The 15,342-nt window shown below is 44.7% G+C and carries 7 protein-coding genes; all 7 read left to right on the plus strand.

All coding sequences use genetic code 11. The features are described 5' to 3' along the window. Positions 1-57: 57 nt before the first annotated feature. Positions 58-2,616 (plus strand): aminopeptidase N, encoded by a 2,559-nt coding sequence (pepN, locus tag SDEN_RS08990; protein WP_011496164.1) that lies wholly within the window; start codon positions 58-60, stop codon positions 2,614-2,616. 164 nt (positions 2,617-2,780) lie between these two features. Beyond that, a complete protein-coding gene (locus SDEN_RS08995) occupies positions 2,781-2,996 on the plus strand; it encodes a DUF2835 domain-containing protein (RefSeq protein WP_011496165.1) in 216 nt (71 codons plus the stop codon). A gap of 330 nt (positions 2,997-3,326) precedes the next feature. Then, on the plus strand, positions 3,327-5,375 hold the full coding sequence (locus SDEN_RS09000; RefSeq protein ID WP_011496166.1) for a DUF1302 domain-containing protein: 2,049 nt from the start codon (positions 3,327-3,329) through the stop codon (positions 5,373-5,375). An 11-nt stretch (positions 5,376-5,386) separates the two neighbouring features. Beyond that, positions 5,387-6,751, plus strand: a complete 1,365-nt coding sequence (locus SDEN_RS09005) for a DUF1329 domain-containing protein (RefSeq protein WP_011496167.1) — start codon at positions 5,387-5,389, stop codon at positions 6,749-6,751. Between the two features lie 57 nt (positions 6,752-6,808). Continuing rightward, complete coding sequence (locus SDEN_RS09010; protein WP_011496168.1) at positions 6,809-7,816, plus strand: YCF48-related protein; 1,008 nt, start codon at positions 6,809-6,811, stop codon at positions 7,814-7,816. Between the two features lie 48 nt (positions 7,817-7,864). Then, positions 7,865-10,174, plus strand: a complete 2,310-nt coding sequence (locus SDEN_RS09015) for an efflux RND transporter permease subunit (RefSeq protein WP_011496169.1) — start codon at positions 7,865-7,867, stop codon at positions 10,172-10,174. 291 nt (positions 10,175-10,465) lie between these two features. Further along, a complete protein-coding gene (locus SDEN_RS09020; RefSeq protein ID WP_011496170.1) occupies positions 10,466-15,310 on the plus strand; it encodes an NAD-glutamate dehydrogenase in 4,845 nt (1,614 codons plus the stop codon). The last annotated feature ends 32 nt before the right edge of the window (positions 15,311-15,342 follow it).

Raw genomic sequence — 15,342 nt, forward strand, 5'->3', positions numbered from 1 at the left:
TACTGTGCTTCTAATAAGTTAAGGCCAGTTTAGTATTCAACCTAGTAAGGATTTCATATGTCTCAGTCAGAAGCCAAATACCTTAAAGATTATCAAACCCCGGCCTTTACCATTACCCATGTCGATTTGGCATTTCATTTAGATGAAAGCCGCACTCAGGTGAGGGCTAAGAGCAAAGTGGTGCGTTTAGGTCCAGTGGGCGAGCCTCTGGTGCTTGTGGGCGAGCAGCTGAAGATGCTCAGCGTCACCTTAGATGGTGAGCCGGTTGAGTATCAAGAAACCGAGGGTGAGCTAAGAATTGAGACTCAAGCGCAAGCGTTCGAACTTGAAATAGTCACTGCACTGGATCCACAAGCGAATTCAAGCCTTGAGGGCTTGTACATGTCAGATGGTGCCTATTGTACCCAGTGCGAAGCGGAAGGATTTAGACGTATTAGCTACTTCCTAGATCGCCCCGACGTGTTAGCAAAATACACAGTGCGCATCGAAGCCGATAAAAGTGCATTTCCCTTCTTACTCAGTAATGGCAACTTGATTGACCAAGGAGAGGCTGATAATGGCCGTCACTTTGTGTGCTGGGAAGATCCTTTCCCAAAGCCTAGCTATTTGTTTGCCTTAGTGGCGGGGGATTTCGATTTACTCGAAGATCAATTTGTCACCATGAGCAAACGCACGGTTAAATTACAGGTGTTTGTGGATAAGGGGAATCTGCATAAGGCTTCCCATGCCATGGCGTCTCTTAAAAAATCCATGAAGTGGGATGAAGAACGCTTTGGTTTAGAATATGACCTTGATATTTATATGATAGTGGCAGTGGACTTCTTCAATATGGGGGCCATGGAAAACAAGGGCCTTAATATCTTCAATACCAAGTATGTGCTGGCGGATACGGCCAGCGCCACTGATGATGATTATCACGGCATTGAATCTGTGGTGGGGCATGAGTATTTCCATAACTGGACTGGTAACCGCATCACTTGCCGCGATTGGTTCCAGTTGAGTTTAAAGGAAGGCTTAACCGTATTTAGGGATCAAGAGTTTAGCTCAGATCTGGGCTCTCGCGCCGTCAATCGTATTCATGCCATTAAAGTGATGAAAAATCAGCAGTTCGCCGAAGATTCAGGCCCAATGGCGCATCCAATACGCCCAGAATCTGTGATTGAGATGAATAACTTTTATACAGTGACTGTCTACAATAAGGGCGCAGAAGTCATTCGCATGTTGCACACGCTCTTGGGTGAGCAAGGATTCCAAGCGGGGATGAAAACCTATGTTGAGCGTCATGACGGCCAGGCTGTCACCTGCGATGATTTTGTTAACGCAATGGAAGATGCCAGCAGTAAAGATCTTAGCCAATTTAGGCGTTGGTACGCCCAAGCTGGCACCCCTGTGGTTACCGTTGCCGCCGATTTTAATCAAGCACTCAACAGATTTAGCCTCACTTTGAGTCAATCAGTGAAAGGCGTTGATGGTCAATTGGGTGAACCGCTGCATATTCCGTTTAGTATCGAACTACTGGATAGAGACGGTAATAGTCTTGCGAATAAAGTGTTAGAACTCACCGCAAGCTCACAAATTTTCCATTTTGATGGAATAATGCAGCCGCCAGTTATGTCATTGCTGCAAGACTTCTCTGCACCCGTCAGGCTAGATTATCAATACAGCATAGAAGAATTAGTGCATTTAATGGCTTTTGCCAGCAGTGAGGTTGCTCGCTGGGAGGCGAGTGTTGCCTTAATTAGTCACGGAATTTGGCATTGCGTTAAGCAGCGACAATCTCAGACAGTAATGACCCTATCAGCAGAAATTATTGATGCGTTCAGAGGTGTTATTTTACATGAAGACTTAGATCCAGCATTGGTCGCCGAGATGCTCACCTTGCCAACGGCCGCAGCCTTGATTGAGCAAGTGGATCATGTTGAGCTGGATTTCTTGGCTCAGGCACGGGAGTTTATCTTGGCCCAGCTCGCAGTGAGCTGTGAAGATGAACTTGCCGCTCGTTATCAAAGCTTAATTTCCAAAGATGATGCAGGAAGCCGCGCTTATAAGAATGCGTGTTTGCTATTACTCTGCCAAGTGAGTGATAGCTATGAGGCAACAGTACAGCAGCAGTATGACTCAGCGATGAATATGACCGATAGCTTAGGGGCGCTTCATGCTGCAGTAAAAGGCCAATTTTCTAACAAAGAGGCCTTGCTGGCGGATTTTGAACGCAAGTGGCGTCATACTCCTTTGGTGATGGACAAATGGTTTGCGCTGCAAGCCATGGATGACAGCCCGGAAGTGATTGAGACCATAAAAAGACTCAGCCAACATTCGAGCTTTAGCTTCAATAACCCCAATCGAGTTCGTTCTCTGATTGGCACATTCGCCATGGGAAATACTTATCAGTTCAATAAAATAGATGGCAGTGGGTATCAGTATTTAACCCAAATACTGATTAAGTTGAATGACATTAACCCGCAACTTGCTTCTCGTATGGTGACGCCATTAATTCAATTTGCTAAATTTGACGTTCAAAGACAGGCACACATTCGCGCTTGTTTGAGCGAATTGTTAGCCTTACCCAATTTATCAAAAGATGTGTATGAGAAGGTGTCAAAGGCATTGGCTTAATCTTCTTTGTGAGTGTTAAGCAATACCAGTAGTTTCTTAGGTATTGCTTAAACCCTAAAACAAATGACAGTGAGTGATGCATTTCATTGAAACATTATTTGAGTTGGCCCTAGGGCTGCCCAAATTCCCTATTCAAGGCGATGAGTTAAGTAACAGGAGTCGGTGTGGAGTTCTATTTCTCTCTTAGGGTTAGTTATGATGATTTCTTGCCCTATTATCAAGGCACAGTCTCCAAGGTGTTAGTCAAAGATGCACAGGGGAGGGAGCTGCTTATCAATGGGCGTTATTTCAGACCTTTTGTCAATTCTTTAGGGGTCAATGGAAATTTCAAGCTGAGCTTAGATGGCCAAGGAAATTTCGTCTTATTAGAACTAGTTTAAATTTTCTAATTTAGAGTAATAGCTCCAAACACTCGATTGATTTAAACACGGAGGGGGAATTGGCGATATCTATATAAAGGTTAATGATTTTATTGTAGTTTTCACTTTTTCACTGCTATCTATTCAATTGTCTTAGACAAGATTCAAATATAGGGGTTAATTTAATTGAATATAATTTCGCAAGCGCCTTAATTTTATAATAAATTTTCTCCGCTTACGCCTTGCTCAACTAGGGTAAATGCTGTAACAATGGTGTTGCCTATAGGCTAACAAGATGTTGGTTCACATTCCTATAATAACGGATCCAGCAGGTTACGGAGAGATGGAAAAATGAAAATTGTTAAAAAAAGCTTTAACAAGTCGGCACTTGCTTTGGGGGTGGTGTCGGCACTGTATTTAGGGATGAGTGGCAGTGCTTCTGCGATTTCATTCGATTGGGGCGATGTTCAAGGAACATTCGACTCCACTTGGTCGGCTGGCGCAAGTTGGCGCGTATCTGAGCGAAATTACAATGGCCAGATAGGTAAAGTGAATCACCCTCAGTTTGATTGGTCAGGATATTCGGCATTTGAAGGCACATTTGGTGCATTAAAATATGATAAAGCTCAGATTTGGAGCCAAGATGGTTCTTACTCGAGTAATAACGATATTAGTAACTTACTTTACTCTCAGGGGGATACTACTTCTGAAGTTGTAAAGGGTTTACATGAATTATCATTAAAATATCAAAACTACGGGTTGTTTGTCCGTGGCATGTACTTTTATGATCGCAAACTCAGTGACGGAGACTTTGGATTCAATGACCCGTTAACCGGAAAAGAATTCGATCCTTGTAAGGATAAACGAGCCTCTGAAGCACAATGTAAAGACATACGTTTGTTAGATGCATTTGTTTATGCCGATTGGGATTTAAATGGTGGTGCGAATCCACTATCAGTCCGTCTTGGCGACCAGGTAATTTCTTGGGGTGAAAGTTCACTTATCTCTCATGGTATCTCTGAAATCAACGCCGTTGACTTGAATATCCTTAACGCGCCTGGTTCTGAGTTAAAAGAAGCCTTCATTCCGCAAGGTATGTTATGGGCTTCGTTAGGCTTAGCTGAAAACTTATCCGTGGCTGCATTCTACCAATATGAATTCCAGTCGCTTTGGGCGCCAACTCCAGGCTCTAACTTAGCCTCTAATGACTTTGTTGGGTTTGGTGGTTATGAGCAAAACGCTCAGCTTGGTTTTACTGCCAACCCAGATATCAACCTTGATTTTTTAATCTCTGAGTATCAGCGTTTATACAAATTTGCACTAGGGACGGGTTTCTCACCTGCGGCGGCTCCTTTGATGGTGCCATATGCTGCCAGAGTTGCTTTGCTCAAAAATGATGCTCCAGCCGAAGACGGTGGCCAATATGGCGTGAAATTAGGTTATTACTCTCCTGAACTCAATGACAGTGAATTTGGCTTGTACTTCATGAATTATCATAGTCGTCGCCCATTGATTGCCGGTACAGCATCAAACTTTAATGCTGATGCAATTGGTCGTGATTATGGCCGTTTAGCGGCTAGTGGTGGTGAGATTAACCGCGAACTACTCTTGAGCATGGAAACTTTCACTAAGGCTCAATTGGTCTTCCCTGAAGATATTAAGCTTTATGGATTTAGTTTCAATACCTTAGTGGGTGACACTTCAGTTGCGGGTGAAATAGCCCATCGTCAAGATGAACCACTGCAGATCGATGATGTTGAACTTTTGTTTGAAGCAATGCCGCAGCAGTTAGCTAATGCGAACCTAAGACCTGAACTTGATGGTTTATCCCAAATGAAGAGGGCGGCCCCTGGAGCTAGTGTCGATGGTTTTGTACGGTTAGACACCACCCAAGCACAGGTGACCTTCAGTCATTTGTTTGGCCCGCGTTTTGGCACAGATAACTTGGTCATGGCGACTGAGATCGGCGGTGTATGGATCCATGATATGCCAGGGTTTGACGAACTGCGCTTAAATGGTCCTGGTACTGCACGTTCTGGCGGCAATCCAAATATGCCCGGCATTATCATGGCGTTGCATAACGGTCCTGAAACCAATCCGTTCCCTACAGATTTTGCTTGGGGGTATCGTGTGGTCGTTAAGGCTGATTACAACAACGTGTTTGCCGGTATAAACATGTCGCCAAAAATCACGTTTGCCCATGACGTGAATGGTATTACACCTGATCCTATGTTCCTATTCACAGAAGGACGTAAGTCGATGGCGATGTCACTCAGCTTTGATTATCAAAGCCGTTGGGGCGCAGAAGTCTCCTATAATAGCTTCTTTGGCGGGGTGGGTACCACTAACGCAATGGAAGACAGAGACTACGTTTCTTTCAACGTCAAGTATTCGATATAAGGATAACAATAATGAAGAAAATGACGATATTATCGGCAGCAGTGTTAATGGCGCTCGGTGCCCCTGTTGCGATGGCGAAAGTATCTGAAGCTGAAGCGGCTAAATTAGGCGCAGAGCTCACGCCTCAAGGCGCAGTGAAAGCGGGTAATGCTGATGGTTCTATCCCGGCATGGGACGGCGGTATAACTACAGCCGTTGCTGGTTATAGCCAAGGTATGCATCATCCAGATCCTTTCCCTACGGATAAGATACTGTTTACCATTACCAACGCTAACAAGGCACAATACAAAGACTTTTTGAATCCAGGGCAGGTGAAGTTGTTTGAACTTTATCCTGAAACCTACAAGATGAATGTCTATGAAACTCGCCGCACAGCCTCTGTGCCTCAATATGTGTACGATGCCACTAAAGCAAACGCCACACGTGCTGAGTTGATTGCTCAAGGTAACGGTATTTCAGGCGCGACGATCGGCGTTCCTTTCCCAATACCTGCTAATGGGTTAGAAGTGATTTGGAACCATGTATTGCGTTTTCGTGGTGTCGATCTTGAAACTAACCGCAGTCAAGCATCACCGACTGCAGATGGTTCATATACCTTAGTTGAAACGGCGGAAGAGCTGCGTTTCGAGTATAGCCGTCCAGAAATTACTCTCGATAAGCTTAAAGAAACCAATACCTTGTTCTTCTTTAAGCAAGTTGTAACTCAGCCTGCGCGTTTGGCGGGTACGGCATTATTGGTTAAAGAAACCATGGATCAAGAAGCCTTGCCTCGTCAAGCTTGGACCTATAACACGGGCCAGCGCCGCGTACGTAAAGCGCCTAACATTGCCTTCGATACTCCAGGTACTGTTGCCGATGGTCTGCGTACCACAGATGATTTCGATATGTTTAACGGATCCCCTGTGCGTTACAATTGGGAACTTGTTGGCAAGAAAGAAATGTACATACCGTACAATGATTACAAACTGCACAGTGACAGCCTTAAGTACGATCAAATCTTAAAGCCTGGTCACATAAATCCAGATCTCGTTCGTTGGGAAAAACACCGTGTTTGGGAAGTGAAAGCAACCCTTAAAGCAGGCATGCGTCACATTTATAAGACGCGCGTTTTCTATATCGACGAAGATTCATGGCAGGTATCATTAACGGATATGTACGATAACCGTGATGAACTCTACCGTGTGGCAAACGCCCATAGTATTAACTATTATGAAGTGCCGACATTATGGACTACCTTAGAAGTGTTCCATGATTTGCAATCACGCCGTTACTTGGCAATGGGTCTAGATAACGAAGGTCGCATGTACAATTTCAAAGCGAACTTGACTGAATCTAACTTTACTCCAGATGCCCTAAGACGTGCAGGTATTCGTTAATAGTCAAACCTGAGGGGGCAAAAATATTTGCCCCCTTAATCTTGTAAGGAAGTTTGTATGTCGTTTAGCATGCTTCGTGCTGCATTGGTGTTAGGCTCTATTGGCTGTGCGTTTAGCCCACAAGTTAATGCCAAGTTAAATCCGCTTACCGTTCAAATCCAACCCTTAGCTCAATCCAAATTATTATTAGACCTAGCTAACGCGGGGGATCAACTCATCGCGGTTGGCCAAAGAGGCCATGTGCTGGTTTATGACAAGAGCTGGATTCAAGTGCCAACCCCAGTGCTGAGTCAGCTAACCAAGGTATTTTTCTTGGATGCAAAACTGGGCTGGGCCGTAGGCCATGATGCCAGCATTATTCACACCCAAGATGGCGGCCAGACTTGGCAGCTACAGATGCAATCTCGCGAAATTGAAAAGCCTTTCCTCGATATTCGTTTCTTTAATGCCAATGAAGGCATTGCCATAGGGGCTTATGGCTTGTTTTACCGCACACTGGATGGCGGGAAAACTTGGGAGCCTGAGTTCCATGAAGAATTACTGTTTGAAGAAGATGTCTCTTACCTTGCGGAGTTAAAAGCGGAAGACGAGGCCTTGTACTTGTCTGAACGAGCTGCACTTTTACCGCATTTCAATCGTATTATTCGTCTTAATGATTCACGACTATTATTGGTTGGTGAACTAGGATTGGTGGCTGAGTCTAAGGATAATGGCAAGCATTTTACTCGCACAGACTTTGATTATGATGGCTCTATGTTTAATGCTATCCAAGTGGGCGAGCAAATCTATGTGATGGGCCTGCGCGGCCATGTGTTTAAAACAGATTTGAGTTTATCTGATTGGCAACAAGTTGAATTACCCGTCAAGTCTTCTATTAACGGCGCTTTAGTACACAAAGGAGAGCTCTACATAGTCGGTAATGCGGGTGTTGTGCTGCGCTTAGATGGCAAAGGTCACGCTGAGATAGTGGCACGCCGTCAAGGCGAAAATATTGTCGCTGTTGCAGAAAGCGCCGATAAACAATTATGGTTTGCCGGTTCTAACGGTCTTTTTCAGCTTAAATAATGCTTTTAGGCAGACATTTTAATACAAAACAATAACAGGGCCTAAGCGATGTTAGAAAAACTGGTCAATGGATTTGAAACTCACTTATTTCGTAACCGCATGTGGGTAATAGTGTCATTTATTTTAATGACATTCTTTTTAGGTTACCAAGCCAGCCAACTGAAAATGGACGCGGCGTTCAGTAAAAATATTCCACTCAATCATGAATACATGAAGGTGTATCAAAAGCATCAGAAAGATTTTGGTGGCGCCAATAGCATCATGGTGGCAGTAGAGGATACCAGTGGTAATATTTTTAACCCTGTGTTTTTCGATGCACTGAAAAATGTCCATGATCAGTTATTTTTTATTCCGGGTGTTGAGCGTTCACAGGTTAAATCTTTGTTTTCGCCTTCGACCCGTTTCACTGAAGTCGTGGAAGACGGTTTTGCCGGCGGCCCGGTCATTCCTGCCGATTACAATAACTCTCAAGCCAGCCTAAATTTAGTGCGAGACAATATAGAGAAAGCGGGTATTGTTGGCCGCTTAATTGCCAATGATTACTCGGCGGCTATGGTGTCGGCACAGTTGATGGATTTCGATCCAGATACAGGTAAACCTCTGGATACCATAGCGTTTGCCAATCAATTAGAGCAAGAACTCAGAGTTAAGTTTGAAACTGACACCATCAAGGTTCACATCATAGGTTTTGCCAAAATGGCAGGCGATGTTGCCGAAGGCGCGAAAGGCGTGTTGGTGTTTTTCCTTATCGCAATCGCTATCACAGCGGTTATGGTATACCTGTTTTCTAAATCCTTAATGCTCACAGTATTGCCTTTGGTTTGCAGTATCGTAGCGGTAATTTGGCAATTAGGCTTGTTAACTGTCGTGGGCTTTGGCCTTGACCCCATGTCCATTTTGGTGCCGTTTTTAGTGTTTGCCATTGGCGTGAGTCACGGCGTACAGATGATCAACGCGGTTCGTCGCCGTGTGTTAGATGGCCAAACCACAAAAGCGGCCAGTGCCAGCGCGTTTAGAAGTTTATTGGTGCCTGGCGGCGTGGCACTCTTGTCCGATACTGTGGGTTTTTTAACGCTATTGGCGATTGATATTGGCATCATTCGTGAGCTGGCAATTTCAGCCTCCTTAGGTGTGGCGGTGATCATTTTAACCAACCTTATTTTGCTGCCTTTGGTGATTTCTTATACCAATTTGACCTTAGTAAAAGATAACCCGCAAACCAGTGAGAAAATTGAGCAGCTTTGGCGCAAACTTTCTTGTTTTGCTACGCCTAAATACGCCGTTGTCGTGCTGAGTGTGACAGTGCTCTTGTATGGTGCGGGTTATATGCAGTCAACTAAAATGCAAATCGGTGATTTACAAGGCGGAGCGCCGGCGCTGCATCAAGACTCCCGTTACAACTTAGATACCTTCTTTATTACCGATCATTTCTCTATCACCACAGACGTCATGACTGTCATTGTCGAAGCTAAGCCTGAAGCTTGTACCTATCATTCGCTACTTAACCAAATCGATCAGTTCGAATGGATGGTGGCCAACACTCCAGGGGTTGAGTCTACGGCGAGTTTGGCGTCAATTGCAAAGCAAGTGAATGCAGGCTTTAACGAAGGCAATCCAAAGTGGCAAATACTGCCGCGCACCACTGCAAGTTTAGTGCAAGCGGTGGGACAGGTGCCGACTACCTCTGGCCTATTAAACGGTAATTGCTCTGTGATGCCTGTGTACCTTTTCCTTAAAGATCACAAAGCAGACACAATCAACACTGTGGTGGCTAAAGTTAAAGCTGTGGCTGCAGAGCTTAATAACGATGATCTTAGTTTCAGGTTAGCTTCTGGCCCTGTTGGGGTGATGGCAGCAACCAATGAAGCGGTCAGTGAAGCACAACTGCCGATGATGATTTATGTCTATGGCGCGGTATTTATTTTATGTTTAATCAGCTTTAAGTCCTTAAAAGCGACGGTGGCTGTGATAATTCCACTTTATGTGGTCTCAACCTTAGCCCAAGCCTTGATGACATTGCTGGATATTGGCCTTGCTGTCAGTACCTTACCTGTTATTGCCTTAGGTGTGGGTATAGGTGTGGATTACGGTATTTATATTCTATCTACCATGTCTAATAAGCTCAGTAATGGCATGGCGGTGCAGCAGGCGTATTTTGAAGCCTTAGTTGAACGGGGCAGCGCGGTTATTTTCACTGGGCTTACTTTGGCGATAGGGGTCAGTACTTGGTTTTTCTCGGCGCTTAAGTTCCAGATGGATATGGGAATTTTATTAACATTTATGTTTTTAGTGAATATGTTGGGCGCGATAATTATCCTGCCAGCACTCTCTGCCATTTTCTGGCGAAATCCCAAATAAATCGGCTTGTAACCCAAGCTGCAACTGGGAATGACTAAACCAAAAAGGGAGCTTAGGCTCCCTCTTTTTTTGCATAGTTAGGCTCTTTTTACGCGTTTATTATCATCCTAGACATTTAAAAGCGCTAAATACTGGATTTAGAGAGGATGTACCACTAAAATTTTCCTCGAAATGGCGCCAAATTAGTAATAGACTTTGCCACAGTTCTCAGACTTAACCTTCTGAGCCAACAAGCCGAAGCATCCAAATAATGATAAAAGCGCTGCCATAGACGCTTAAGGAATCTGCAACATGGCCTTGAAAGATGCAATGCCTTCAGTACTACTCGAAAATGTAGTGCAATTAATTCATACCAAAATCCCTAATTCACAAGTAACTCAAGTGGAGCAGTTCGCTAATTGCCTCTACGCTCACATGTCCAAAGATGATTTAAACGCGCGTAATGACAGCGATTTATATGGCGCTGTGGTGAGTTTATGGAATGCCCTAAACCAAACGGCAGAACATGATACCCATATCCGTGTGTTTAACCCAAGCCAGGCCAAGCACGGTTGGCAATCTACTCACAGTATTATCGAAATTATCCAGCCGGATATGCCTTTCCTTGTCGATTCTGTGACTATGGCGCTGAAGCGTTTGGGCGTAACAGCCCATGTGATGTTGCATACGCCACTGGCTGTTGTGAGGAAAAAAGATACCGTCACTCAAGTGGGTTTCGTCAATGATGCCCCCAAAGGTGCCGACACAGTCGCAGTGTTCCTGGTCGAAATTGATAGACGCAGCAGTGATGCTGACATCAAAGCCATCGAAAAAGAACTGGCTTCAGTGTTGGCAGATGTCGCAGCTTCAGTGAATGACTGGCAAAAAATGACGGATACGCTCACTGACACCATAAAGCAGCTACCCAAACGTCCTTTCCCGGGTCAAAAAGCGGAAGTGGATGAGGCGGTGAGCTTCTTAACGTATCTTAATAATCATCACTTTACCTTACTGGGTTATCGCTATTATGAACTTAATCGCGTCGAAGGTGATGTTGAGTTAGTACCTGACTTAAGCACTAGCCTAGGCTTGATGAATAAGAATAAAACATCGCAGGTTGAGAAAGTCTTGATGTTGTCTAGCTTCTCTGAGTCTGCCCGCAAGCAAGCCTTAGATGAAACCTTATTGATCTTGACTAAGAGCTCGGCTAAGAGCCGCGTGCATCGCCCTGCCTATGTGGACTATATAGGTATCAAGCGTTTCGATAAAAAAGGCAATGTGATCGGCGAAGACAGATTTATCGGTCTATACGCATCCAATCTATACAACCGTTCACCACGTGAAATCCCATTGTTGGCTGAAAAAGTTCAGCGTATCTTGGACAGCTCAGGTTTAGCACCGCGCTCTCACGATTACAAAGCCTTAATGAACATCTTGGAAAACTTACCCCGAGATGAGTTAATTCAGGCAAAAGATAAAGAGTTGGCAAAAATCGCCCACGGCGTATTAGAGATGCAAGACAGAGACAAACTTAAATTGTTTGTCAGAAAAGACGGCTTTGGCCGCTTCCTGTCCTGTTTAGTGTATGTCTCCAAAGAGCGTTACAACACTAAGCTTCGTCAAGATACTCAACGTATCCTGGCGCAGCATTTTAAGAGTATCGAAGAAGTAGAATTTACTACCTATTTCTCCGAGTCAACCTTGGCTCGTACTCATTACATTATCAAAGTTGATAATAACAATATGGATGTCGATGTGGCCTCAATCGAGAAAAATCTATTCGAAGCAGCCCGCTCTTGGGAAGATAAACTCAATACTTCGTTAAATACTCGTTTAGGTGAACAAAAAGGCACGGCCTTAACTAAGCGTTATCTTCACTCTTTCTCTCCAAGCTACAAGGAAGATGTACTGCCAAGCTCTGCGGTTGTGGATCTTGAACACCTTGAAGCGCTAGATGATGAACACAAGCTTGGCATGTTGTTTTATCAACCGCAGGAAACGGCATTAAACGACAACAAGGTGCGTTTAAAACTGTTCCACAAGGATGAGCCTATTCATCTGTCTGATGTGTTACCTATGCTGGAAAACTTTGGCCTGCGGGTAATTAACGAACGCCCTTATGAAGTAAAAACCACTGACGGTGCCACGTTCTGGATTTTGGACTTCTTAATGACAGTCCAAGGCGCGGCGACGCAAAATATTTCAGACAGCCAAGACAGATTCCAAACGTCTTTATCCCAAGTGTGGCAAAAGAAGCTTGAAGACGACGGCTTTAACCGTATGGTCTTGTCTACTGGCTTAAGTGGCCGTGAAGTTTCCATCTTACGTGCCTATGCTAAATATATGCGTCAAATCGACGCGACATTTAGTCAGTCATACATAGAAGAAACCTTTAGCCGCTATCCAAAGCTTGCCGAGCTATTGGTGAAGATGTTTATCCGTAAATTTAATCCAAAGCTGAAAACGCGCACCTTAAGCAAGTTTTTAGAGCAGATTAATAAGCAGTTAGATGATGTATCAAGTTTAGATGACGACAGGATCATTCGTCGCTATCTGGATCTGATTAACGCGACCTTAAGAACCAACTTCTATCAGACTACGGAAACCGGTGATTTTAAAGCCTCTATTTCGTTTAAGTTCTCACCTCATCTTATTCCGGAAATGCCTAAGCCATTGCCTAAGTTTGAGATTTTTGTCTACTCACCAAGAGTAGAAGGTGTGCATCTTCGTGGCGGTAAAGTGGCCCGCGGTGGTTTACGTTGGTCTGACAGACGCGAAGATTTCCGTACAGAAGTCTTAGGTCTGGTTAAGGCGCAGCAAGTTAAGAATACCGTAATCGTACCTGTGGGTGCCAAGGGCGGTTTCGTTTGTAAGCAGATGCCAATTGATGGCAGTCGCGAAGCCATCTTCGCTGAAGGTCAAAACTGTTACCGTATCTTTATTCGCGCCTTATTGGATATCACAGACAATATCGTTAACGGTCAAGTGGTGCCTCCAGTAGATGTGGTTCGCCACGATGAGGATGACCCTTATCTAGTGGTTGCCGCCGATAAAGGCACAGCGACATTCTCTGATATCGCTAACGCTATCGCCATCGAGTTTAACTTCTGGTTAGGCGATGCGTTCGCCTCAGGTGGCAGTAATGGTTACGATCATAAGAAGATGGGCATCACAGCCAAAGGTGCGTGGGAGTCAGTTAAACGTCACTTCCGTGAAATCGGCACAGATTGCCAAACCACAGACTTTACTTGTGTTGGCATAGGTGACATGGCGGGCGATGTATTTGGTAACGGTATGCTGTTATCTGAACACATTAAGCTTGTAGCTGCCTTTAACCATATGCACATCTTCATTGACCCAACGCCAGATGTCCCAGCCAGTTTTGCAGAACGTCAACGCTTGTTTGCATTACCTCGCTCAAGCTGGGAAGACTACAACAGCAAGTTGATTTCTAAAGGCGGCGGCATTTTCTTGCGTTCAGCTAAGTCGATTAAGCTCACTGCAGAAATGCAGCAGATGCTTGAAACTGACAAAGAAGCCATGAACCCCACTGAACTGATGAAAGCCCTGCTGAAAATGCCAGTGGATCTTATTTGGAACGGCGGTATTGGTACTTATGTTAAAGCGACTCGTGAAACTCATGCTGAAGTGGGCGATCGCGCTAACGATGCACTGCGAGTTAATGGTAATGAGCTTAGGGCTAAGATTATTGGTGAAGGCGGTAACTTAGGTTGTACCCAGTTAGGCCGTATTGAATACGCGGCTAACGGCGGACGCATGAATACTGACTTCGTGGATAACGTAGGTGGTGTGGATTGCTCGGACAACGAAGTCAACATTAAGATTTTCTTAAATACCTTAGTCGCCGAAGGTGAACTGACGGTTAAGCAGCGCAATACCTTGCTTGAAGAAATGACTGATGAAGTCGGTGAGATTGTACTGCAAGATTGTAAAGATCAGACCCGTACTATCTCGGTAACTCAAGTTCACGGTGCATCACAACTCAAAGAGCATATTCAGTTTATTCATCATCTTGAAAAAGAAGGTAAGCTAGATAGAGCACTGGAGTTCTTGCCTACAGAAGAAGACTTAACTGAACGCTTAGCCAATGGCCGCCCATTAACACGTCCTGAATTGTCCGTGTTAGTGGCTTATGCCAAGATGGTGCTAAAAGAGCAGTTAGTGACCCCAGAAATTACTGAAGACACTTTCTTGAGTAAGCTACTTGTGGCGTATTTCCCGCAGAAATTGCAAAAGCGTTATGCGTCTAAGATGACTCATCATCCACTTCGCGGTGAAATTATTGCGACTTCTTTAGCCAATGAATTGGTTAACGACATGGGCTTTAATTTCGTGCAGCGCATGAAAGATGAAACTGGCGCGACGGTTGCTGAAGCGGCGATTTGCTACACTATGGCCCGTGAAGTCTTTGGTCTTGCTGAGTTAACTAAATCAATCACAGATCTCAATGGCATTGTCCCTGCTGTGGTTCAAGGTGAGATGTTGCACCAGTTACGCCGTAATATGCGTCGTGCTTGTCGCTGGTTTATTCGTCATCGTAACCGTTCGCAAAACATTGAACAGACAGTGGCCTTCTTTAGACCTGTGTTTGAACAGCTCAAGCTTGATGTTGATAAGTACATGATTGAAGCGGAAGTGAAAGCCATCTCTGCTGAAATCAACTCGTTAACGAAAGAGAATGTGCCTAAGCCTGTCGCTCAAGTGATTGCTAAAATGAGCACCTTGTTCTCAGCCTTAGATATCGCGCAAATCGCCCAGCTTGAAAATAAGCCGTTAGAACTTGTGTCTGAGACTTACTTTAAATTAGGTGCGAAAGTGGAGCTGCATTGGTTCCTAGCACAGATCAGTGCTCAACCTGTGGCAAACCATTGGCAAGCACTGGCTCGAGCGGCGTTCCGCGAAGAGCTAGATTGGCAGCAACGAGCGTTAAGCTCTGTGGTATTACGGACTTGTACCGATACCTGTGATGCCGATAGCGTGATCAAGCAATGGATTGGGGCCAACCAGCCATTATTGGCTCGCTGGTTCCACATGCTGGCAGACTTCAAGGTGTCTCAAAGCCATGAGTTTGCGAAGTTCTCAGTGGCACTTCGAGAACTTAACCTGCTTATCCTTCATTGCGAAGCTGTGAAGTAGTTTAATCATCCTATATAAGCCCTGGCCAATGC

Origin of the sequence: Shewanella denitrificans OS217 (genome assembly GCF_000013765.1) — a bacterium.
Taxonomy (GTDB): Bacteria; Pseudomonadota; Gammaproteobacteria; order Enterobacterales; family Shewanellaceae; genus Shewanella; species Shewanella denitrificans.

Coding starts and splice junctions, on each gene's coding strand:
- pepN (WP_011496164.1), top strand. CDS start 58: ATGTCTCAGTCAGAAGCCAAATACCTTAAAGATTATCAAACCCCGGCC.
- SDEN_RS09000 (WP_011496166.1), top strand. CDS start 3,327: ATGAAAATTGTTAAAAAAAGCTTTAACAAGTCGGCACTTGCTTTGGGG.
- SDEN_RS09005 (WP_011496167.1), top strand. CDS start 5,387: ATGAAGAAAATGACGATATTATCGGCAGCAGTGTTAATGGCGCTCGGT.
- SDEN_RS09010 (WP_011496168.1), top strand. CDS start 6,809: ATGTCGTTTAGCATGCTTCGTGCTGCATTGGTGTTAGGCTCTATTGGC.
- SDEN_RS09015 (WP_011496169.1), top strand. CDS start 7,865: ATGTTAGAAAAACTGGTCAATGGATTTGAAACTCACTTATTTCGTAAC.
- SDEN_RS09020 (WP_011496170.1), top strand. CDS start 10,466: ATGGCCTTGAAAGATGCAATGCCTTCAGTACTACTCGAAAATGTAGTG.